The sequence below is a fragment of the Bacteroides sp. K03 genome, from assembly GCF_019734355.1.
Lineage (GTDB): Bacteria > Bacteroidota > Bacteroidia > Bacteroidales > Bacteroidaceae > Bacteroides > Bacteroides nordii.
In genome coordinates this window covers 22471-46939 of the sequence record NZ_JAASHC010000015.1, presented here as the reverse complement: position 1 = coordinate 46939, position 24469 = coordinate 22471, and the positions used below count along the sequence as shown (strand labels likewise).

Genomic DNA, 24469 nt, shown 5'->3' with positions numbered 1-24469 from the left:
ATTGAATAATTATTCATAATCGTTTTATTACATACTCTGCCAGATAGCAACCAAAGACGGCAGGCATATAACTCACCGTACCGCAAGTTGACTTCTTATTCATTTCATCATCAGTGAGCAGTACAGCGTTAGAATCAGCTTGTTCTGTACTAAATACTACCGGCACTTTTCGTTTAACTCCCATCTTCTGCAAACGTTTCCGGACAGCTTTACTCAATCCGCAATGATAGGTATCCCAAAGGTCGGCAAAACGAACTTGAGTTATATCACTTTTTGCCCCGGCTCCCATACTGGATACAATCTTAATACGGCGTTGCAAAGCATGATAAATGAGATAGCATTTAGGGCTCAACGTATCTATGGCATCAACAATAAAATCATATTGGGCAGCATCCAGCAGTTCCGGGATATTTTCATCTTTCAGAAAAACGGGTAACACTTTTAAATCCAGTTCCGGATTAATATCTTTAAATCTGGCTTCCAATATATTGGCTTTAGGCATTCCCAGGGTAGAATGCAAAGCCGGTAACTGACGATTTAGATTGGTAGGCTGAACCGTATCAGCATCTACAATCGTCATTCGCCCCACTCCGGCACGGCAAATCATTTCTGCTGCATAAGCACCTACTCCACCCAAACCGACTACAAGTACATGGGCATTACGCAACCGCTCCATCTTCTCTTCACCTAACAAGAGTGCTGTTCTTTGCTTCCAGTTTTCCATCAATTTTTCTTAAACCATTTATAAAACCACTTACCTACCTTTTCATAATGCTGCGACTCATTACTACCACGTGGATTTGAGAAAGAAATAGCTTCCTGAGGTTCTCCCAACTGATCCGGATATAAAATAATAAGGCTGTTATTTGAGAAATATTTCCCAAGTTGGGCCGGTAGTTTTTCAAAAGCCGGATCATAAGAGATAGATCCCCGGCGAGCACTGACTATAACCAGTAAATGATCATAATTCACTTGACCGGTAAGCAATAGCAAGTCTCCCCAATCGTCCAGACGGGAGAAATCTGTCATGGTCAATCCATATTTCTTTTTCACCAATTGCTGTAAGTATCTCAACGTCTGTTCATTCGCAAAGAAGTGCGCACGACATCCCAGGATGTTTGCCATGCGACAAAAATGTTCCACCCACTTCTGAAATCCGGCTTCGTACTCCGCCTTCGGAGGGACAGCAATAATAATACGCCGAAGCGTATTAACCGGCATAAGGAACTTGGCTATCATTACTTCCCTATGTAACCCCTTCAACAAACTATCTGCCAGATTACCAAAGAAAGAGTCTACAATATTGACCTTACGATGCAATCCGATTACCACATCAGTCACTTCATATTCTTTTGCTGTATGGATAATACCGGAGGCAATATTAAGATCATACCGGCTCACCTGTGACAAAGGCACATCCGCTGATGCAGCTATCATAGCAGCACGTTCCAAATTTCTTTTACCACACAACTCCAAACGTTCCGAACTACTGTTATCATTAATCACATTCAACGCCAGCAAATTATTTTTTTGTTTAGAATCGCGGATCAGCAAAGACAAGTTTATCAAATCATCAATAGTATCCGGATTTGCCACCGGAATCAGAATCTTCTCAGGTGTCTCCTTTTTACTATTTTCCGTATCCAACTGTGCTTCATGCATAGCGAGCTTACGAGCAGCCCGTTCAGTAGCAAACGAGCTGATGATGCAAGTGAACAGAATTAATACAATAGTACCATTCAACACATCCTCATTCAATAATCGCTCGCCACTGGGCAAAATAATATTATAGCCCACAAGTACGGCTGCCAGCGTAGCTGCCGCCTGTGCATTGCTAAGCCCAAACATCAACTCTCTCTCGATAGCTTTCATCTTATAGATTTTCTGAGTAAGCCACGAAGCAATCCACTTACTCGCCAATGCAACAGTAGTCATTACTACTGCCACTTTTAAAGCGTCACCATGTCCAAAGAGAATTTTAATATCAATCAACATTCCCACTCCAATCAGGAAGTATGGAATAAACAAAGCATTACCCACAAACTCCAGATGATTCATTAACGGAGATACATGGGGAATAAGACGATTTAATACCAATCCGGCAAGAAATGCTCCCAAAATACCTTCCATTCCTACAAACTCCATCAATCCGGCTCCCAGGAAAACCATTGCCAGAACAAAAATAAACTGCATCACATTGTCGTCGTACTTTCGAAAGAACCAACGTCCGATACGAGGAAAAAAGAAGATAATAAGAAAACCCAGGAAAATAACTTTAACTACCAGCCACAACCAGAACATCTCCGAAGACTCACCTTTAAACAATCCACCAATAACCGCCAGCACCAACAAAGTCAATGTATCGGTAACCGCTGTTCCTCCAACGGCAATACTTACACTTCGATGACGTGATACTCCGTAACGAATCACAATAGGATAAGCCACAAGCGTATGGGAAGCATACATACTGGCGAGTAACACAGAGGTAATGAACCCATATTTCAATACCGTCATGTTAGTGATAAACCCCAGTGCCATAGGAATAACAAATGCCAACAGCCCTAATACCACAGCTTTACCACGATTCTGTTTAAAGTCCCCCATGTTCATTTCGAGCCCGGCCAGAAACATTATGTAATAGAGACCTACTTTTCCAAAAAGTTCAAAACTACTATCGCGTGCCAGAATATTGAATCCATGTTCACCAATCACCACACCAGCCAGAATCATTCCGATTATATGTGGAATACGAAGCCGACCCAACACCATAGGAGCAAACAATATGATAAGAAGTACAAGGAGAAATATCCATGTAGGATCTATTATAGGTAGGTTTAAATTAAAATCGGGCCACTGCATATATCTAAGTTTTACGTTTTCTCTGCAAAATAACAAAAAAGTTATCAATTATATGCCAGAATGTTATAATTTTGCAGTCAATTATTTGCTATTCGGAAGAATAGTAAGCGAAATACAATATTCAATTAAAACAAAAGAAAAAGATGAAAGTAGCTATTGTTGGCGTAAGCGGAGCCGTAGGACAAGAGTTCCTGCGCGTGCTTGATGAGAGAAATTTCCCGTTGGACGAGTTGGTTTTATTCGGTTCTAAACGTAGTGCCGGCAGCAAATACACCTTCCGCGGTAAACAGATCGAGGTCAAACTCTTGCAACACAACGATGACTTTAAAGGGGTAGATATCGCTTTCACATCGGCTGGCGCAGGTACGTCCAAAGAATTTGCAGAAACTATTACTAAATATGGTGCTGTGATGATTGACAATTCCAGTGCTTTCCGTATGGACAATGATGTGCCTTTGGTAGTTCCTGAAGTAAACGGAGCTGATGCCAAAGACCGTCCACGGGGCATTATAGCTAACCCTAACTGTACAACGATCCAGATGGTAGTTGCACTGAAAGCCATCGAACAGCTTTCACATATAAAAACTGTACATGTGTCTACTTATCAGGCAGCCAGTGGAGCCGGTGCAGCAGCCATGGACGAACTTTACGAACAATACCGTCAGATCCTTGCAAATGAACCTGTCACCGTAGAAAAGTTTGCTTATCAACTGGCGTTTAATCTAATTCCTCAGGTTGACGTATTTACTGAGAATGGATATACAAAAGAAGAGATGAAAATGTATAATGAAACACGTAAAATCATGCACTCGGACATAAAGGTTAGTGCAACTTGTGTACGTGTTCCGGCATTGAGAGCTCACTCTGAAAGTATTTGGATTGAAACAGAACGTCCTGTATCTGTAGAAGAAGCACGCGAGGCTTTTGCTAAAGGTGAAGGGCTTGTCCTTCAGGATAATCCAGCAGAAAAAGAATACCCGATGCCGCTATTCCTTGCTGGTAAAGACCCTGTATATGTAGGCCGTATCCGTAAAGATTTAACCAATGATTGCGGATTGACATTCTGGATTGTAGGCGATCAGATAAAAAAAGGTGCGGCACTGAATGCTGTACAAATTGCAGAATATCTGATCAAAGAAAAGAATATTGGATAATTTACAATAGGAATAAACAAAGCCGTCTGAGAACTATTTCTGAGACGGCTTTTTCATTTACACATATTTAATCTAACACCTATATATTTTTTCTTTTGTCACTTCTTTACAATAAATTTGTGCACCTCTCTTTTTCCATCAATAGTCACCGACAAACAATAGATTCCATCATTCAAAGAATACAAAGGAATATTATACGTATATTCTCCGGCAAGCTGGCGATTCGTAAGATAGTTCATAATCTTCTTCCCATCGACAGTCCACAAAGCAATAGAAGCAGTTCCAACTTTAGATAAAGAATAGTGTAAAACAGCCTCATCCCGCCAATTTAGTAACTTCGAAAAAGATTTATCAACAGTAGTTCCGGAAATTCCAACCTCTGAGGAAGATGGATAATAGGCTTTCAAATCTTTGAAAGAAATCTTTGTATCACTGAGAGTTATACCTGGCTTTAAATAAAATTTCATACCGGTTAGGGCCAAAGGATATTCAATCAGATCAAGCGGTATATTACCATCCATAAAAGATATGTAATAGGTAGAATCTTTCCTGACAACAGGTATCAACTTCGTTTTCAAAAAACTTGTTTTTGTATTTGATGCAAAATCAAGGTAGAGTTCTTTAATCAAATCATCTCTCACGAACATCCGGAAAGAGACCGAGTCAGGTAAACTATAAAAAATTACAGGCTTATTAAACTCAATGGAAGCAGAACGTCCGGTTTTGACATCAAATATCATATTGATACCATCCTCCCAGCCATTGGGTAATGCGGTATTTTCATACCTCAAATTGGAAAAGGTTCCGGAAGTTTTTATTGGCCACGATGCTAAGTCAGCAAAGGTCTCATGTATTCTTTCCTTACCAGCTATCTCAACTTTCACATTTACATGTACACTCAACTCATCTAAAGTTCCGTGAAGTTCTGTCTCGCCATTAGCTATACCCTTTATCACTCCATCCTGTACCAGACAGCAATCAGGATTAGAGGAACTCCAGGTAAATGCTCCCGGATCTAATTGATAAACCTGTTTCCATGATTTTGCATCAATCCTGATAGGGAATTCACGTATCCCATCTATCAAAATATTCTGCGGATAGGCCTGAACATCCGAGACTGGAGATACAAAAACATTCAAAACCGCTTTTTTACCATCCTTGGTGGCTATAATCTGACCTTTTGTCGCATTCAGGCTCGCATGGAATACATCATCTGCGTCTACATATCCCAAGTCCTCAGGTACACATTGATAAGTAAATCCTTGAACTCCCTTTTCCAACATTTTATCATGTTCATTAAAAGACAGAAGTGTAAGTGGATTCAACGAGACTGCCGTAGTATAAAGACTGGGGGTTATGAACGCATAAGAAGCAACAACCTCTTCCTCAGGTGCAGTTGATACAACCAGCAAAGCATCGGCTACCGGACGAATGCTACCACGCATCGGATAATTCAGCATTTCATGATCAACAGCTATCGTTGCAGAACCTCCACTATCGAAGTTTACTACATTCCACGAACCATGGGCCAACATCCAATTAGCAATATCAATACAATTTACTCCCGGACTGGCAGAAGTTCCTCCTTCAACCGTTACAACATAAACTGTTTTGCCGTCTTTTGACATTCCGGCCATCACCCGGGCAGAGACCTCATATTCGCGCCCGTTTTCGAAATCATTATATTCACCTTCATGTAATTTTCCTTCATAAGCAATACTGGGATAACCATGAAAACCAGCTACAATATTTTTTATTGGTTCGCCAAACTTACCTTTCACAAATTTCTGTGAAATAAAGATTATATCACCCGGAGTGACTTTTCCCTCGAAGCTCTGAATACTTTCGTTCCGTGCATAAATCACACATTCCGTTTGTGACGTTTGTAATGGAGCATCTGATACTTCTAAGACTTCACACTTTATATCATCACCATTTACCGTCCACCCACCCAATGGTTTGACCTTGATATATTTTCCAGGTTCTGTCAGCGTTCTACTATTCAAGTGATTAAGTAACACACAGTTTCCCGAAATAAATGTAGCAGCAGAGTTATAATAATCAATTTTCACAATACTGCCATCTTTTAAAATAACATTTGAGTTCAGAGACGGGTAAAATACTGCCGCTGTTTTATCTTCCGAAACAGCAAAGATAGAGCGTCCCCAACCTACTCCATAAGGTATCTCACCATTACTAACATTAACTCCGATACATACACCTGCTTCATAAACGAAGAAATCATGGTTGAATGCAGCACAAACGCGATGTCCGGGATAAGTGTGGGCTTTAGACATACTCATAACAGTCTCTCTGGGTACATCCGGAACCTTATTGTTCGATTGTACCTGCTCAATCTTCGTATAAGGATTCGTCAGATCTATGGTTGTGACCCACATTAGTATAGGTTTATCCCGATAGGCTATTTTGGTATATTGCACTCCCGCTCCCAAGCTATAATGCTCCAGTGTATCCGGAGTTCCCCATACCGGTTCTTGTGCTTCCAAGGTATTACAGAATGCCAATAGTAGTATATATAAAAGAATCTTTCTCTTCATACTTAATGATTTTTTATCAAATTAAGTAACGGCCGGCTTATTTGCCAGCCGTTATTAAAAAATCAGTATCAATCTCTCAAAACTATTTTCTGCGAAACGCTACTTCCTGATTCCAAATTAGCCTTTATCACATAAATACCTTTGGTCAATCCACCAACATCCATCCGGGATGAAGCCACTTTCGATAATAGTTCTCCCGACAATGAATAAAGCTCCATAGATACAACCTTGTCACTGCTTGCCACAATTTCATTAGTTCCGGCAATATAGCGGAAAGAGAATCCTGAAACGATTTCAGCCTCTATAGATGTCAAAGTATTATCATATACTAAAACATTATCCACATAAATTGTTCCTGTTTTTGTCAGAGGTTGTGCTTTCTGCTTTATTTTCAGTCCGGTAAGTTCATAAGTTTTCTTTGCAGGAAGGGTTCCCAAAGATACTTCTACAAATGCCCAGTCACAAAATGTAAGATCGGTAAGCTTGATCTCCTGAATATCTCCATCAGAAGAAGACAGTTGTAACCAAACCTCATTACCGGTCAGATCACCCAAAACATGCATACCAATTGCTTTAGTGGCATCAACCTGAAATCCTGAAGTTGTTTGATAACATGCTATACCGTCTGCTGCATCTACTGCAAAATTATATGTAAACGCACCAGAAGAAGAGCCAAACAATACTTTAGAGGTATTCCGGGAAGTACTGGCCGACGTAATGCCCGTACTGCCATCTGCGAAATAAGTAAATGTTCCGGCAGTTTCCATATCCAAGCCAACCGTTCTATCTGTTACTTTCACATCTACAGCTTTAAAAGTATAATCTATCGGTTCAACAATATCAATACCATCAACATCAATCATATTTCTGTCAACAACAACACGATACGTTTCATTTTCTGTTAATCCTTCGGAAAGAGTGAACGCCAAAGAACCATAAGGTGCACTGACAGAATTTACTTTTATAGAACGAGGAACTTTAGATAACTCTTCACCTTTTGAATTATAGATTTTAACAGCATCTCTGACCAATGTAGAATTCAATTTATTATCAAATCTGAACTCAAATGGAGCACTTTTACCATAGTTAACGCATTCTACCCCAGGAGTCGGATAACAACCCAATAGTTTCAATCTATTACGATCTTTAGTGAGGAAACTGAATACAAAATCTTTTTCCATTGCCATATTACCAGGGTGTTTCAGGCTTTTATCCAGTTTCACTGTATACAAAGTAGAAATATCATACGGTTTATCCGGTGCAAAGATCATCCGATGTTGACTATCTTCAAATGTAATTGTCCCTTTTACATTCGGAGTAATGGAAAATGCTTGTATTGCAGATTCTGTATCTACATCCCAATTAAACTCAAAAACGATCTTCGAACTACACTCTACAAGTTCACCTTCTTCTACTTTAGGAGAATAGCTAACCACTTCGGGAGGGGTCAAGCGCTGCATATCTAAACGCGCATCTAAATAACTGACCTCTCCAGCTTTTACTTCCAAGTCATACGTTTTATCAAAATACTTATCAGCAGTCACTTTTACTGTATACTTTCCAGGGAGTAGCTGCTTAAACACAAATACCCCATTATCAATATCATCCGTTGTATATGTAAGATTTCCGGGGTTAACCGTAACAACTGCTTTATTCAAGGCTAATAGCTCATCTTTTGAGTTCCTGATTTTCACATGGCTTCCCAAATCTTTATTTCGGCTATCATGAACACTACCTACAATATTTCCCGTAGTAAGAAGGGCTTCCGCCTTAAATATTTCACAAAAAGATTTATAAAAATTCCACGCCTCTAACCATTTATAATCCATATTCATCAAACGCCGGGTTTCAGGTATGTAATCATGCATAGAACCTTCCGATATACATCCGGGGACGGTCAATCCTCTCAAAACGCCGTACCCGTTACTCCACCCCATTACCTGAGCTGCAAATGTTTTATCACCACGTACAGTATAATCAGAAGCCCAACAATTTACTTCGTTTGCATAAAGATTCTTAGCGATAACAGTACTAATCTCGCGGCTACGATCTGAATGAGGAGTAGGTGTAGGATATGTATGATTATCATCCGGATCCACACCTGCATAAAGCTGAAGAACATAGTTTGTAACTCCGGCATTACTATGAATAGAAAGCATATAATCCGCATTACATTCATTTGCTTCTCTTACAATCTGAGTTAAAGGCAGATCATCGGCTGTTGTATTTGTTGTACGACTAATGTATACATCAGCCTTCGCACTTTTCAACAGTTCAACTAACTGTACTCCTTTATCCAAATTAGACTGTGACTCCCAAAAGCCATTTACATCACCCGGTCCATAAGGACCAACCGGAATGTTCCGGTCATCACTATCAAATCCACCATGCCCCGGATTTACATAAATTGTGATTCCTGACAAATCCTGTGCGTATGTTCCACTTGTTTTTAATAATAACAAGCCTATAAAAAGAATATAATATATTTGCTTCATAGCGGCCTATTTTTTTAATTCTAATACTATAATTTCACCCTCCAAAGTATTGTAGGCTATCTTACCACTTTTCCAATTAGTAGTTGGATACATTGCTATCTCTGTAAAAAGGGACAATACTTGTCTTTGTTTCCCATCGGCAGATACCATTACAACAGATGACTCTGTTATATAATCTCCATTATCTTTATCAGCCATACCTACGATTTTATGATCGTCATACCATACAGGAGCATTCAGATAGCCTATCTCAGAAAGAATCTTCCCATTCAAATCACAGATATAAGTTCCTTTTCCGGTTGCAGTAAATAAAATTTTAGTTTTATCGGGAGATAAAGATCCCCACAAATATCGGCTCCCTTTTGATAATGGCTCAAGCACTTTACGATCTCCATTGCGTTCAACAATCAACTGAAGCTTCTCTGTATAAGCATTTATGCTCTCCGTCTCCTGAAATTCCAGCCCCATACGAACTTTATTCAATTCAGATTGAAGACGCACAGGAGAATTCATACAATTCTTCGACTGCAACAATTGACGATCATAACACATCAAAGTATTCTGCCGGTGCATATTTTCTCTTTCCACCGACCTATAATAGATCTTATCATTATTCTGACTGAAATCCGGAGAATACCCTGCACCCTCAGCATCCGTAATCATCAGAGAAGTTTTATTATTCAGTTTATACAGATACAAACCCTTATAATTCTCAGACGTATACAACAATTCAGAACCATCCGAATTAAACACCGGATAAAAAGCCGGTACTTTTTTCTCCACAGTAATTCGTTGTACTACCGAAACCATTTGTGCTTCGGCCCAGGTGACATTACAAATTAACAATATCCATATACAAATACTCTTCTTCATAATATTCTATTTAAAATTGTACTAACCCAACTAATATTTCATAAACTTAAATACAGAAACCTCTGCTCCCTTATAAACCTTCAGCAGATAAATTCCTTTATTCACTCCAGAGTCATCCAACCTGATTTTGCCAGTCTGAAGGCGACCCAGTTTTTTCATTTTTACTGCCATACCTGAAACTGAATATATCTCATAACTCACAGGTAACTCTTTATCCATACTAAATGACAAATAAGTTCCATCAACATCCGTCAAAAGGCTTATCTCATTATCTCCTATCCTATTAGGTATAATACCATCTCCTTGTTCTTCATAAATCAACGAAAACTCTTTCAACTCGAAAGCATACTCAGCTCCAACAGTGTGTCCGGAAGCATTAAGAGTTACCTTTATTGAATTAAATTTGAGTGGCCAAATAGCCATATCCGTAGGATCATCAACAAGATCTGCCAGAGATAAATAAATCACATTATCCTCATTTACCTTAAAATCGGAAAATTCTTTTACTACAGAGTGAGATAAATTATTAGGAACAAGATCCAGAACAATCTTATTCAAAGGTAATTCGTGAGGATTGAATACAATCTTCAGAGCCTTAGGCAAACTATAAAGATTCATTTTTTTTGCCAATGTGAAATAAGGAGTACGAGTAGACGAATATTTATAAGCAATATTCAATGTGCTTGTACCACTCATTGAAATATCTTTTAGATTGGAAGTTAACTTAAGCGAAGGATCCGTAAAACTAATAGCAGGTAATGAGGAGGCAGAAGGTATTTCAACATTCACTTTTAATGTTCCCTGATAATCATTCATTGAACCCGTAACCATAGAGGAACCATTGGCTACAGCAGTTAAAACACCTTTGTTGACTTTACAAATATTCTCATCTTCAACTCTCCAATCCAAAGCATTATGATCTATCAAGACTTTATTTCCTTCCAAAGTCGTTTCTACTTCAATCGGATAATGAATCTTAGAATCCAGAAGTACAGAGTCCAAACGAATAGAAAAATCCTTCACTTCTTTTACATAAACAGTCTGAGAAACTTCTAACCTTCCATAATGAGCAGTCAAAGTACCAGAAACAGCATCTCCTGAAACCACAAAATTACCTGCCTCATCAATATGCCCAAGATTTGGAGAACAGGAGAAGGTAACACCCTCAAGATTATCAGTAAGCAATCTGTCATACTGATTATACCCCATTATTTGGGGTTTAATTATACCATATTTAGGTAATTCAAACTTATAATCTGAAAAACGTAGACGGGTAATATCCTGAGATTCCTGAGATAAATCTACAACCAACCAACCGTTACCTACAGGTCGTTCTTTACCATCAGCCGGACGGTTAGCTACTTTATTGTTTACTATTATTTCCGAAGAACCTCCACCGTCAAGTCCAATGGCATCTGTGGCCCCCCAATGTTTCAAAATATCACAAACTTCCGTAGTCGTCAACCCAATAGAAGCTGATGTCTTACCATCCGCAACAAGCAGATACACCCAACGTTTGTCTTTAGAAGCTCCAACAGCTGTACGCGGATATGGAACCGCATTATAGTTTTCAGTAGTATTACGTTCTGTAAGTACTCCGTCGTACATTAATGCTGTATTGCCACCTATCATTTGCTCAATCTCTGGATAAGTTCCAAAATTCACACAACGTATCCCCATATTAATAGTGATTTCCTGTCCCTCTTTCAATTTACATAAAAAAGCCCGGGATTGCTCACTTGTACCAGAAAGTACGTATTCATCAGCAGCAATCGGATTACTTCCTCTGTTTTCTATCCTTTTTCCGACAATGCACTTTACTGGTTTATTCACTCTCCACTTTTCACCAGATTTCAAACTTAAATATACCTCAGTACGTTCTACTCCAAACATCTCACTGAAATTTTCATCTTGACGTGTTTTCTCTCCTGCAAACCGATTATAAAAAGTCAAATCACAAGCAGAGCAATCTGCACGAGGAATATTAACATGCTGAAATTTATAAGTTCCGGCATCCCCGGCGTCAACCTTACCCTCAAACTCCATATGATCGAAAACCGGAACATTATTCACGTCTATGGTAGCAAATCCCCACCAGGCATCCCGGGGTTCACGTTGTATTTCACCATCTTTAATACTACCTCCACGAGGAGCTCCCAAAGGAAACTCATGATGATCAGTTACATTAAAAAAATCACCATTTATACCACAATATGCTTTATGTCCCTCATAAGTCATACGCTCACAAGCATGCGTTACAAGTTCTGTCCCCGGTATGCTATCATTGGCCAGAAAAGTTTCAATCTTATTGTATGGATTATGCATATCCAGTTTAAGGATATAGGTGTAAGCAGGTATATCAGGAATATAAATTGAAGTATAAATAGCTCCCGGACCAACAACTTTACACTCAAGAGTATCTATATAATGAGGTTTCTCATTGATCGTTATATAACCTCCGGCATACACATATTGTCCTAAGAGTAAAGGTAATGCCAATAAAAACTTTTTCATTTTCATACTATTTTTATATGTTACATGATTAGTTATGTATAATCAACTTAACCGTATCTGTTTTACCACCAACTAACACTTTCACCAAATAAGTACCATTAGCTAAATTGTTTATCGGTAAAACAAGATTCCTTCCATCACTCATTTTGTAATCTTCAGATGCAACCATCATTCCGGTACTTGTATAAATTCTTAAACTGACATCTGTTTTTTTATCCAGATTAACATTCAAACAAGCTTCTTTTTTTGCCGGATTAGGATAAATGGATAACCAGGAAAGAGTTTTCAGTTCGGGGAAACCAACCGTAATATAGTCATATACCATAACCATTTCTTTGATCTGAATTTTATTATGCCCTACAGGATTATCAGAAGTAAATGCAAACCTCATCGAATGAAAATGTATAGGATATCCGACTTTGTCATTTACATCTGTTAAGATATCTGAGGCTGGTATTACAATTTCACGATCTTCATCTTTCGAAATATCAGTAAATTCATACGGAGTATAAGCAGATTTATCGTTTGTCCGTAAGGAGAAAGTAACTTTACTCAAACCTGCTTTTCCCGGATTCAATATTATACGCACAGATGTTGGCAAACTATATAAACAAAAATCATTCGTCAATTCTATAAACGGAGAACGTCCGGCAGAGTAGTCATACTCTATTCCATCAGGTAATAATTTTATATTCTTCAAATTAGAGGTACTTTTTACACTCCAGGAAGGAGTAGACAAAACGGGCATCTCCAGAATTGGTTGAGAAGGTATTTCCACTTTAACCTTCTGTTTGCATGAGAACTCTCCCAATGTTCCATGAATATACGTCACTCCATTGGATAATCCTTTTAATACCCCTTCAGTTACTGAGCAAACTGAAGGATCTTCAACTTCCCATTGTAATAATTCCGGTGCCACAAACAACGTTTTATTTTCTACTTCTGCCAATAATTCAATATGATATGTAGAAATATTATTGAGTAAAACAGAATCCAATCTCAACTTAAATGAAGACTCAACTAATGAGACCGGCCTTGAGGTCTTCACCCCTTTATACTCTGCGGATAATATTCCAGTACCGGTTTTTTCCGCACCAATAAAATTACCTTCTGCAGTTATATATCCTATCTCCGGAGTACATGAAAATGAAACATTCTGAAGGTCCTTGCTCAACAAATCACCGTATCTATTATAAGCATATACAGCAAGTTTTAAAAAGCCGCACGTCGGTAGTGTATAAGACACTGGTGCAAAAGCGAGCGAAGCAATCTCCTGGTCTTCAGGGGCATTCGACACAACTAACATCCCATTACCGACAGGGCGTACAGCACCATCAGAAGGGGAGTTTTTAACTTCTCCATTAACATACATAACAGAAGAGCCTCCGCCATCCAGATTAACAGCATTCCATGCTCCAATTCCTTTAAAAATATCTCCAAATTCAAAGAGAGTTACTCCACGTGAAGAAGTTTGCCGGCCATCAACCTCAACTAAATAAACAATCGTACTATCTTTTGAAAATCCGATACCGGTACGAGGATTTGCTGATTCATCTCCTTCATATCGTTGCCCATTTTTCAAGAGAATGTGATCGCTTCCTCCCATCAATTCTTTGAAGTCGTCCAATGTTCCCGGATTACTTCTCAAATCCGTTTTAAGGTTGATTGTCAATTCATCTCCGACTTTCAATTCTTTTAAGAAATCAGATGATACTCCTCTTCCATGTAGTACAGCCTTTCCCTCTGGAATAGGGCTAAAACCGTGATTTTCTATTATTTCTTCCGCAATACAAGTTATTTCCTTATTTGCCGAGAAAAAAAAGGTTTCACCGTTTTTAGGGGTTATAATAACTTTTGTACCTCCCTCAATCCCACTGGTATATGTACCATAGGCATTAGTATAAAGGGTTAATAAATCGGTCACTTGTGGTTCCCACTCTAAACGTTGCATATTTACTGTATGCAGCCGGGTTGCTCTATTACCACTTTTTACTGTTCCGGAAAAGTCTATCCTATCAATATAAGGACGATTATTTTTATCTAAAACAAATGCAGCTCTTCCTACAGGATTAGTAACACATTCATTATTAATGAACTGTCCGCTACGAGGTATACCTATCTCAACAGGATCTATATAAAAATAAAAATCACCATTAGTAGCTGCAAAAACATTATGTCCCGGAGCCGACTTTCGTATAGCCATTTGAGTCGGACGCTCAGTCGTAACAGCACTATCTCCTCCCAAACAGGTTTCTAACTTTACGTTGGGATTTCTAAGATTAACTTCCAGTACATGGATTTTTAAAGGAAATTCCGGTAAATCAATATAAACATATTCTGTTCCAGGTCCAACTTGATGCTTATAAATCAGTGTATCAATTCGATATGGTTTATCATTTATCGTAATATACTCTTGGGCAAGTGAATATTGCCCAAGAAGTAATAAAAATAATGTAAACAAAACTCTATTCATGTCAGTCACATTTATTAGTTTAAAAGTAATTTAATCATTACCTCAAGTATATGAATATACTATTATTTTATTATGAGCTTCATCGTTTCGTTACTACCATCATCCATACAAACTTTTATCAGATAAATGCCAGAAGTCATGTTACTCACAGGTAGTTCCAACAAATTACAAGTAGAATTATCAGCTGATATTACATTTAGTAATCTTCCCTCAGGACTAAAGATCGAAGCACTCGTTATATGTATATCCTCATTCTTCAATGCCACATATGCACGGCCATCAGCTGTCGGGTTAGGATATATAACTAATGAAGAAAGCAACTTTAATGAAGAGAGGCCTACTGAAATCTGGTCATAAATAAGTTCCATATTTCTGATATAGATAGTGTTCTCACCAGCCAGATTTCCCGAAGCAACTAAAGGAAACTTGATTGAGCTGAAATGAATAGGGAAAGAAGCATGTTCCGGCTCTTTTGCAAACCAGTCTTTCATTGCCAAAAGTATCTCTGTATCTTGATTCTTTACGAGCTCATTCGTATATTCATAAATAGAATTAGAAGACGACAAGTTCTCTCTACCAGAAATAATAACTTTTGCAACAGCTGCATTTCCCGGATTAATCATAAAACGAATTGCATTGGGTAAGCTATAAAGGTCAAAAGTTTTTGCAAGTTCAATAAAAGGCGAACGGCCAGATGAATATGTATACCGAATTCCACCTGAAAGTAATTCGATATTCTTTATATTCGTACTTGCTTTTACTGTCCATTCATCATTTATCAGCGGAAGTAATGAAAGTGAATACTTCTCCGGGATTTGCACCTTCACTTTTAACGCACATTTCAGATCATCAAGTGTACCACGAATAATCGTTTCTCCATTTTTAAGTCCGGTAACAATTCCATCATTAATCGAACAAATCGTTGGATTATCAATGCTCCATTCCAATGCATAAGGTGCCAAAGGATATTCTTTATCTCCTACACGTGCATTCAGTTCAATTGGATAACCGGTGTATCCATCAATTATCACTGAATCTAAACGAAGAGAAATTTCTTCTTCTTTTAAATATTTGATATGGATTGACGTTTCTAGTTGATTCCATTTGACTTTTAGTATACCATCACGACTTCCATTAGCAAAAAAAGAGCCGTCCTCTCTTACAGTACCTACTTCTTTTTCACAGCTATAAATTACATCTTTCAAACCTAAATTTATAAGTGTTCCATACTGATTATAGCCATAAATAACAGGTGTATATGATCCATATCCCGGTAACATCACAGTTTTCTCATAAGGAAGAATTTCTGCAATTACATCATCACTTACTGACAAATCCACAGCAAATATACCATTAGAAACTGCACGTTCATGACCATCACTTGGTGTATTCATCAAACCGAACTTATTCAGATACATGCCACTGGACCCACCACCATCAAGATTTAAAGCGGTAGTTGCACCTGCACTCTTCATTATATCTGCCAAATGTTTTGTTGTCAATCCGGTAGAAAAAGACGAACGCCCATCTACCACACAAAAGTATACTTTCTTCCCATCAGCAGAATATCCTATGGCAGTACGAGGATGTCTTTCAGCCCAATCATTGTCCTGTACAACACCATCTTTTAAAATTATTCTATCACCTCCCACCATGGCTGTTAGTTGAGAAGCACTTCCGGCTGTTTTGTTTACACCAATAAAAAGAGTAAGTTCATCACCTTCTACCAAAGACTTTAATGCTCCAGCAACAGTTCCATGACCAGATAAAACAGCATGTCCTGCCGGTATTTGCATATTACCTTTTCCATCAACCACTTTAACCACCTTCACTTTTAAATCCTTATTCACTGTCCAGGCCATAGTAGGTTCCAACTGCACAAGCACTTCTACTCCATAGGCATTGGTACGCGTATAATTGCCATTTAATGTATTATACAAGATTAACTGGTTTTCGCCTCTTCCTACATTTACACCATTTATTGGGTATACTTTTTCACCTATTGAACAAGTAGAATTCGCAAAAAGCATGTTATCAATTATAACATCTTTACCAGAAAAGGCGATATGTGGAGTCTGAGCAGGAGTTCGTCCCATCTGTCCTTCGACGATACTTCCATGAATCGGATATCCGACATCTCCTGAAGTAGCAAAAAAGTCTGCATTCGTTCCTCCGAAATATACCTTACCTTCTTTACTTTTTCGCTGAGCCATAGAGCTGATGCCTTCACAGGTAATCAAAGAATCTTTTCCATGAACAGCTTCAAAAGAGATATAGGGATTTGTTGCATCGACTTCCAGAAAAAATGTACGAAGTTTCACACTTGATGTGTAATAATGCATAGCTGTATAATAAGAGCCTGGTCCGACTTTAAAATGGCTCAATGTATCGGCCTGGTACTCCGTTCCTCCAATTGTAACAGTGGTTTGTGCCAGAGAAATGCTGCAATAATTTGAGAGGAAAAATAAAGATAAAAATAGTGCTGATAATGTTTTCATAATTTTATTTTTCAAGCTAAAGAATAAGAAATAAAAAGAGCTGTATCTATTTATATATCCGCATTAAAAAGACGGCATATTCTTACAGATACAGCTCGGTATTTCAGAATGCTCTCATCCGAAATGAGATATTCAAAATGCAATATTATTCAACAACAACTTTCGTATTCAAAATATTGCCAGCATTCTTAGCTTTCAAAACATAAATACCCGGTAATGCCTTAATTGAAGTAGTATTTGTTCTTTCTACCACTTTCTGTCCAATCAGATTATAGAGTTCAATGTCAGCTGTTTCTGAAAGTACCACTTCTCCTTTAGACGAAATTACTTGCAGTGTTGACATAAATCCATTCTGTATACCTACTGAAGGATGAGCTCTATTTATATTTTCTCTTGTACCAAAATCATAGGCAACAGCTCCACCACGATTACAATAAATAACAATACGTGCAATACCAGTATCTTCATTTACTACTACACGGGGAAGCACTGTTCGTTCCGGATTAGAAATATTTCCTAATCCCTTCTGCGGCAAGTCATAGACTAACTTCATAGAAGAGAACTCCATCGCCTCATTCAAGGAAACCAAACGTAATCCTGTTTGAATTGCATCAAGCTGATTTGAAATACTATAAATAGCATAATTAACCCCTCCTAATGAAAATTCTGCGACACCATTATTACCGGCACTCATTGGTTGAATAGCTTTTCTTGCTTCCTCATCAGTGATACTTGCAAAACTATCGGCAATCGTTCCATCCATATTATAAAGGGTTGCATAGGCAGTAAAAGCATCCATATAGAAAAGATTTTCATCAACCGGACAAACGCGTGTACCATAATTATTTGATGCTGCCGTTGGATAATATTCCTGAATAAAAATCTGATCTGATTCTTCCTGAGGTTGAAGTTTACCGCCAACATAACGCCATTTCAATACAGTTTTTCCATACAATTCATCGCCATTAGAAGTAGCAGAAAGAATATATCCATCGCCATTCACAACATCACCATAAACACCACAATAGTCGAAACGTCCTTCAAGTCCTTCAACTGTTGTACTCAAGATATTTTTCACGCTACCATCTTCCAGGTTTACAGCCCAACATTCTGCCGGTGAAACTCCAATATTAGTTGTCATTCTCCATAACAAAACATTACCTGCTGCATCCACCTGAATATCATTCGCCTGGAATCCGGAAATATCATCAACTTCATTCCCATCTTTATCTGTAGTTTTACCACGATACCAGATGTCTTTTGATACCTGGACCGATTTTATATGCTCACCAGTCAAAGCATTATAAATTTCTACATGAATATCATTATCAGCAACTCTGTTTGAAATCAGCATTTTACTCCCGTCAGCAGAAATTGCCATACCACGAGAATTAGCTCCGATTATTCCATAGTTCTGATTTCCTAATGCAGTATACCATCCCCACAATGGGTATACAGCCATAGTCTGACCATTTACATCTACATCTGTGTAAGTAGCATCATCTTTACCAATTTGAGGACCATCCTGGGCATTCAAAGAAATACCGCCCAACAACATAGCTGCTCCAAGTAATAACTTTTTCATAATACATTTTTTTAAATTAAACATTTGAGTAGAAATACTATATCCTTTTTACTAAGAATCAATTCAATAACTTTAAAGTCCATAATTGTCCATTCAAGTCAACTCTCAACAAATAAACCCCTTTAGGTAAATCACCCAATTCCAAAGAAATTTCAGCTGTATTGTCTATTTCTTGATTCTGACAAAAGACTTTTCGTTCATTTCCCACAATATCAAAAAGGGAGGCTGAAAGAGTGCCACCATTAATACCGGCATTTATTTTCAATATTTGGTGAGTTCCCATACCTATTACACTGACTTTCTTTATATCCTGCTCTGAAGTAATGGACGTTGCTCCTCCCCAATGAAATTTCACAACTGGCGACCATTCAGTCTGCCCATCTTTATATTTAGCTCTTACCCTTGTATAATAGGTACCTACAGCAAGTGTTCCAAAGTCTGTCCGGTATTCAAAGGCTCCTGTTGTCTTTGATGTAGTTCCCCGAACCGGGAAAGTTACTTCCTTCGACAAGTGTGCCTGAAAACCGGTCGCATAGATATTATCCTTCCATTCTATGACCATCGACTCTCCAGATAAAGATCCTTCATTTACGGGCGAAACAATTATAGGAATATCCGGGTAAACCATTTCAGTCGTGAAAGTCACAACTGCAGTTTCCACCTCTTCGCCATCCTGAAGAGCTTTGATCTTAACATAATAAGTCGTAACAGGTAACAGAGTTCCTACAGGAATTTTTAACGAGTTCTTCCCCACAACCTTCTCTGAATATACAATCACTTTATCCGTAAAAGTATAAGCAGATGCCACAAGGACAGTATATTCCATGTCAGATTTACCGAATGTACTCCACGAAACAACCGGAGTTAGTTCAATATTAGTACTCCCCATTGACGGACTTGTTACTGAGAAAGTCATAGGTGTAAACTGACGGATTTCGGATATTGCATCTTTATGTCCTGCCTTATGAGATACTACTCTCCAATAATAAGTTTTTCCAGACTCAAGTATTGCTATTTTATCTGTAAACAGCTCATTCGTAACAACATCTTTACTACTATGCAACACAGAGAACTCCTGATCTTCAGCAATCTGCAGAGTATACCAATCAGCAGATACAGGTTCCCATTTAAATCTGAATGGAGCCATTATCTGATCACCGGATACCGGATATATCAAATTTGCAGCTACTCCTTCTACTTGCTCTTTATCAATCAAAATCGGCGTATATTCATTTCCATACCTATCAAAAACTGCTACAGCAAAAGTTACAGTATTCAAATCTATACTTTCAGGAATTTCAAAAGAATTCGTATATGAAACCCCAAGTAAATAACGTGACGAATTAAATGCATCCAAATCTGTAACTTTGTCCTTGGGAACTGCATATACAGTATAACGTACATTTTTATTTGAAGAATTCCACTGTAATATTCTCTCATTCAGATTTATCGAAGAGACTGAAGATACAGAAGACGCATTCTTCCAATCAATAGCTGGTACCAATGCCTTTTCCATGAAGCAATAATTCTTCAAATAAGGCATTACGCCTTTTACATTATATATATACTTAGTAGAATAGAATACGCTTCCGGGAGCTCCATCAAGCGTACTAAGTCTGTTACGCTCTATTTGCAGTCCAATTTCCTCCGGTCCGAAAGATGCACGTGTCTGCACTGTATTCATTTGATTATTCTGTTCCCAAATGCCTCTCTCCATAGCAGAAAGAGTACTTAGAGAAACTTTCTCCTCACCTATTTTTACAATATCCTCCACTACCGAACGCGTATAAGATGAAGATTGAATTCCACTAATAGAATGACTACTGTAAAAATGCTTTTTAAAACGGAAAGCTAACTCAGACCACCACGGACAAAGTACATCATAGTCTTGTCCCACTGCTGTTGTAGTCCAATAAAGTTGTGGAGAAATATAATCAACTGTACCTTCCTTTAACCATGCTACCGGATCACAATATATCTCTTCATACATATTTCCACCGGTAATACCCTGTGGTAACACAATACCCTCTTTTTGAGCAACATCATTATTCGTTGTCCATATTCCAAACGGAGAAACTCCAAACGTTACATATGGCTTCTCTTTTTGAATCATATTATACACAGAAGCCACCATTTTATTAATATTTTCTCTTCTCCAATCCCCTAAAGACATATCCTCCGGTTTATACTTTTGCTGAGCATCTGCATCCAGATCTACAGGTGTACCACCATAAGCATAAAAATAATCATCAAAGACAACGCCATCGACATCGTAATTTGTTACAACCTCGCGCACTATATCTGTAATCCGTTGTCGAACTTCAGGCAAAGCAGGGTTCATAATAGCATTATACTTACCATCTTGTACGGGATAAGTAAGTATCCATTCTGGGTGAGTTTCACGATAGTCACCAGCTTGCCCATCCCAATAGGTTGATGCTGTAGAGAATCGGTAAGGGTTCATCCATGCGTGCACTTCTATACCACGTTTATGAGCTTCTTCCACTACAAATGCCAAAGGATCATAACCAGGATCTTTTCCTCGCTCTGAGACTAAATCACTTGACCATGGCTCATAAGAAGACTTATACATTGCATCGCATCTGCTTCTAACTTGAAAGAAGACAGCATTTATATTCACTGACGCTAAATTGTCTAAAATCCGGATCATTTGATCTTTCTGGGCTTTTATTTGTGCTGAATTCCCTGTTTCAGTTATTTTCGTCGAAGGCCAATCCAATGACCAGACTGTCGCCAGCCAGGTAGCACGCATTTCTCTTTTAGGAGTTTGTGCATATCCCGATATTAAAAATAAACTAAGAAATAATATAGAGTATAAATACTTCATGTATATATAAATTTAGAATATTATAAAAGTGTACCAGAGTATACACCGGAATGTATCTCCGGTACACATTCTCTCTCAATTATCAAAATAACTTTGATTTTTTATGATTGATAGCTACTCCATAGATTTCGACACCTTCTATCACTGTTTCAACCTTATAGGTACCTCCATCGGGATAACAACGCATCAATCCGGATTTAACAGATGAAGTCGGATCTGCACGGTATCCGAAGTAAACGGAACCATCCTCAGGATCTAATACCATTTGGCAAATATCAATATACTCACCAGAGCTTCCTTCACTGTCAGATACAAGTTCTTTAATAAGATAATTCTTTATTGAATTTTGCAGAGCTGTCTGTCCTGCCGATTCATTCGGAATTGCAGACATCGGAATTGCATAAATTCCACTAGTAGCTCCTTCACGGACAGCAAAGAATACCATCTGACGCAATTCATCAATTGCCAATGATTTAATAAATAATCCTCCTGCTGTCATACCATTTGAAGGTACACTTGAACTACCAATATCTGAGTCTTTGAAACGGAAAATACCCGGATTATTAAATGTTTTAGGCCACCACCAAGTACCATCACTTGTTTTAGTAAACGAAGCATTCATTGCTCCATAATCATATCCATTTTTATAATAACCCAATTTGTCATTTTGCACAAAATAGTCATATTTACTATTTGTCACATCCAATAATAAGTTTCTTTCCGATAGAGCCAATCTACGAATACCCGTATTTCTGTCCGTATAATAAAGCATCTTTTGATTTTCATCAATATATCCGAAATGAGGATCATTAAAAGCTGTTTTTTGATTATTAGTCAACATCGTTTCGACTGAGGCACCATCTTTAGAAATCACAGAAATCTTTCCATCACCCAAATTTCCATCAACATCATCCACATAACCTATCTGTTTTCCTGCATCCAATACAAATAACAAAGAATCTGAAAATAATAAGTTATAAGGATGTTGGCCGGACTTCACCCCTAAGTCAAAAGAAGAAATTTTAATATTATCAGGAGTATCATGAACTAATTTCAAGGCTTGTATATTTCCTTTTTTAACAGCATAATAAAGAGTCTTTACTTCTTCTGTATAACCAACAGGAACTTTAATAACTCCCTCTTGTAATGTACGTCCGCCAAGTTTAGTTTTCAGCACTATTTTTTGTGATCCTACATTTAAAAATTTCAGCTTACCAGGATTTTCTTTATTAGATGTATTTACAGGAGTTGAATTCTCATCTACTGTCCCTTCCGGAAAAATCCATTGATATTCCACTTCTTTGTTATCTGGATTTGGTAAAACGACAGACAATTCTATAAATGTCTTATTTACTTCACATATTTCATCTTCCATAGCACTAATAGAGACAGTAGGAGCTATGTCATTGATAAGTAATCTATAATTTCTTTGTCCCTCTCCTTCCACTTTTAACGTGACAGTATAAGTACCAGCTACTGTATATTTGTACTGAGGATTTTCTTCATTAGATACAACAGTACCATCTCCAAATTCCCAAACACAATTTCCTTTAGCAGATGACGTATTAGTAAATTGTATTACGGAGCCAACCAAATAATCCAATTTATATTCGTTTCCTGCTACTTCATATTTAAAATCGACTTTCTCACTAGGAAAATCTTCGATTTTAGGATCATTCTCTACACATGCATAAGAAAGCATCAAAAGAGATAACATCAATATATATGGTAATTTCTTCATAAATTTATAAGAGTATTAAGGTTAGTTCAATGTTAGTTCTTTCTTCTCCGAGACACCTACATTTCCCTGCTTATCAAAGACTTTATAAGCAGCATTTAGAATGTAGCTTTTAGTATACTCTAAGTCATAAGTAAGTGTACTTATATTGTAGATTAACTTTTCGAAGGGAATAGCATCGTATTTAGCTTTAACAACTTCTTTATACTCATCTTTTATCCAATATTCCATTTCTTGCTTATTGTCGTTAAAAACAGAGTCCGTATAACTTTTAAACTCTTCAGAATTGGACATATCCAAATTCAACATTAGCATTCTTAAATCTGAATATTTTTCTTTCTTTTCTAACTCTACATATAAATCACGCTGAAAAGCTGTAGCAAAAGTATCAGGGAATAGTTTATTAAATCTCTCTTGATCGAATTCTTCTACATTTTTCCATTCAACAGTTTTCAATGTGTTACTTGTAGGAAATACATCATTTACAACATAAGCTCTTTTATCTGCATTCCAATATTCTTCTTGAAACTCATATGTGGCTTTTTCTTGAAATACATGTGCAATGTTACTTACATCTACACTCTTGGTAAAAACAAATGTAACATTTGGGCAAGTGGCTTGCATCGAAATATGTTCTTCTTCATCATACCATACTTCCATATGATCTATAGCTACTCCTTCATTATTATAAAATTGTGCGGTAAAAGCAACCGTATTTCCTGCATTTACTGTACTAGAGGGTATCTCCCAATAAGTATGTGAAGTTCTCTGTCCAATACGAGCCCAATCATTGATAAGATCATGCTTTTCACACCCACTTACCCAAAACGTTAAGAAGGCAAATATTATCAGTATATTCTTATTTTTCATATAT

Annotated in this window: 13 protein-coding genes; 1 reads left to right on the top strand and 12 read right to left on the bottom strand. The window is 37.7% G+C overall.

Annotation, left to right across the window (positions count from 1 at the left end; genetic code table 11):
* Window positions 1-13: 13 nt before the first annotated feature.
* Together HCG69_RS11960 and HCG69_RS11955 are read right to left on the bottom strand one after the other, a co-directional pair.
* A complete protein-coding gene (locus HCG69_RS11960; RefSeq protein WP_221650237.1) occupies window positions 14-724 on the bottom strand; it encodes a ThiF family adenylyltransferase in 711 nt (236 codons plus the stop codon).
* Window positions 724-2859, bottom strand: coding sequence for a cation:proton antiporter (locus tag HCG69_RS11955; protein WP_221650236.1), 2136 nt, complete (start codon window positions 2857-2859; stop codon window positions 724-726). Before HCG69_RS11955 ends, HCG69_RS11960 begins: the two co-directional genes overlap by 1 nt.
* Window positions 2860-3002: 143 nt before the next feature.
* Here HCG69_RS11955 and HCG69_RS11950 point away from each other — a divergent pair, with 143 nt between their 5' ends.
* Window positions 3003-4013 carry an aspartate-semialdehyde dehydrogenase gene (locus HCG69_RS11950; protein WP_221650235.1) on the top strand — a complete coding sequence of 337 codons (1011 nt, stop codon included), beginning with the start codon at window positions 3003-3005 and terminating at the stop codon, window positions 4011-4013.
* 98 nt (window positions 4014-4111) lie between these two features.
* On the opposite strand, the gene HCG69_RS11945 is transcribed toward HCG69_RS11950, so the two are convergent.
* The 10 genes from HCG69_RS11945 to HCG69_RS11900 form a co-directional block, all read right to left on the bottom strand.
* Window positions 4112-6571, bottom strand: coding sequence for a phosphodiester glycosidase family protein (locus tag HCG69_RS11945; RefSeq protein ID WP_221650234.1), 2460 nt, complete (start codon window positions 6569-6571; stop codon window positions 4112-4114).
* Between the two features lie 68 nt (window positions 6572-6639).
* Entirely contained in the window at window positions 6640-9066 is a 2427-nt protein-coding gene (locus HCG69_RS11940) for an Ig-like domain-containing protein (protein ID WP_221650233.1), read from the bottom strand.
* Between the two features lie 6 nt (window positions 9067-9072).
* Window positions 9073-9939 carry a hypothetical protein gene (locus tag HCG69_RS11935; RefSeq protein WP_221650232.1) on the bottom strand — a complete coding sequence of 289 codons (867 nt, stop codon included), beginning with the start codon at window positions 9937-9939 and terminating at the stop codon, window positions 9073-9075.
* A gap of 30 nt (window positions 9940-9969) precedes the next feature.
* Window positions 9970-12453, bottom strand: a complete 2484-nt coding sequence (locus tag HCG69_RS11930; protein ID WP_255585889.1) for a phosphodiester glycosidase family protein — start codon at window positions 12451-12453, stop codon at window positions 9970-9972.
* A 28-nt stretch (window positions 12454-12481) separates the two neighbouring features.
* Window positions 12482-14926: a phosphodiester glycosidase family protein gene (locus HCG69_RS11925; RefSeq protein ID WP_221650230.1), complete on the bottom strand. Its 2445-nt coding sequence runs from the start codon at window positions 14924-14926 to the stop codon at window positions 12482-12484.
* Window positions 14927-14988: 62 nt separating this feature from the next.
* Window positions 14989-17424, bottom strand: a complete 2436-nt coding sequence (locus HCG69_RS11920; RefSeq protein ID WP_221650229.1) for a phosphodiester glycosidase family protein — start codon at window positions 17422-17424, stop codon at window positions 14989-14991.
* Window positions 17425-17569: 145 nt separating this feature from the next.
* On the bottom strand, window positions 17570-19009 hold the full coding sequence (locus HCG69_RS11915; RefSeq protein ID WP_221650228.1) for a T9SS type A sorting domain-containing protein: 1440 nt from the start codon (window positions 19007-19009) through the stop codon (window positions 17570-17572).
* 58 nt (window positions 19010-19067) lie between these two features.
* Entirely contained in the window at window positions 19068-21857 is a 2790-nt protein-coding gene (locus HCG69_RS11910) for a family 10 glycosylhydrolase (protein ID WP_221650227.1), read from the bottom strand.
* A gap of 82 nt (window positions 21858-21939) precedes the next feature.
* Window positions 21940-23598 (bottom strand): PKD domain-containing protein, encoded by a 1659-nt coding sequence (locus tag HCG69_RS11905; protein ID WP_221650226.1) that lies wholly within the window; start codon window positions 23596-23598, stop codon window positions 21940-21942.
* Between the two features lie 21 nt (window positions 23599-23619).
* A complete protein-coding gene (locus HCG69_RS11900) occupies window positions 23620-24465 on the bottom strand; it encodes a hypothetical protein (RefSeq protein WP_221650225.1) in 846 nt (281 codons plus the stop codon).
* Window positions 24466-24469 lie beyond the last annotated feature (4 nt).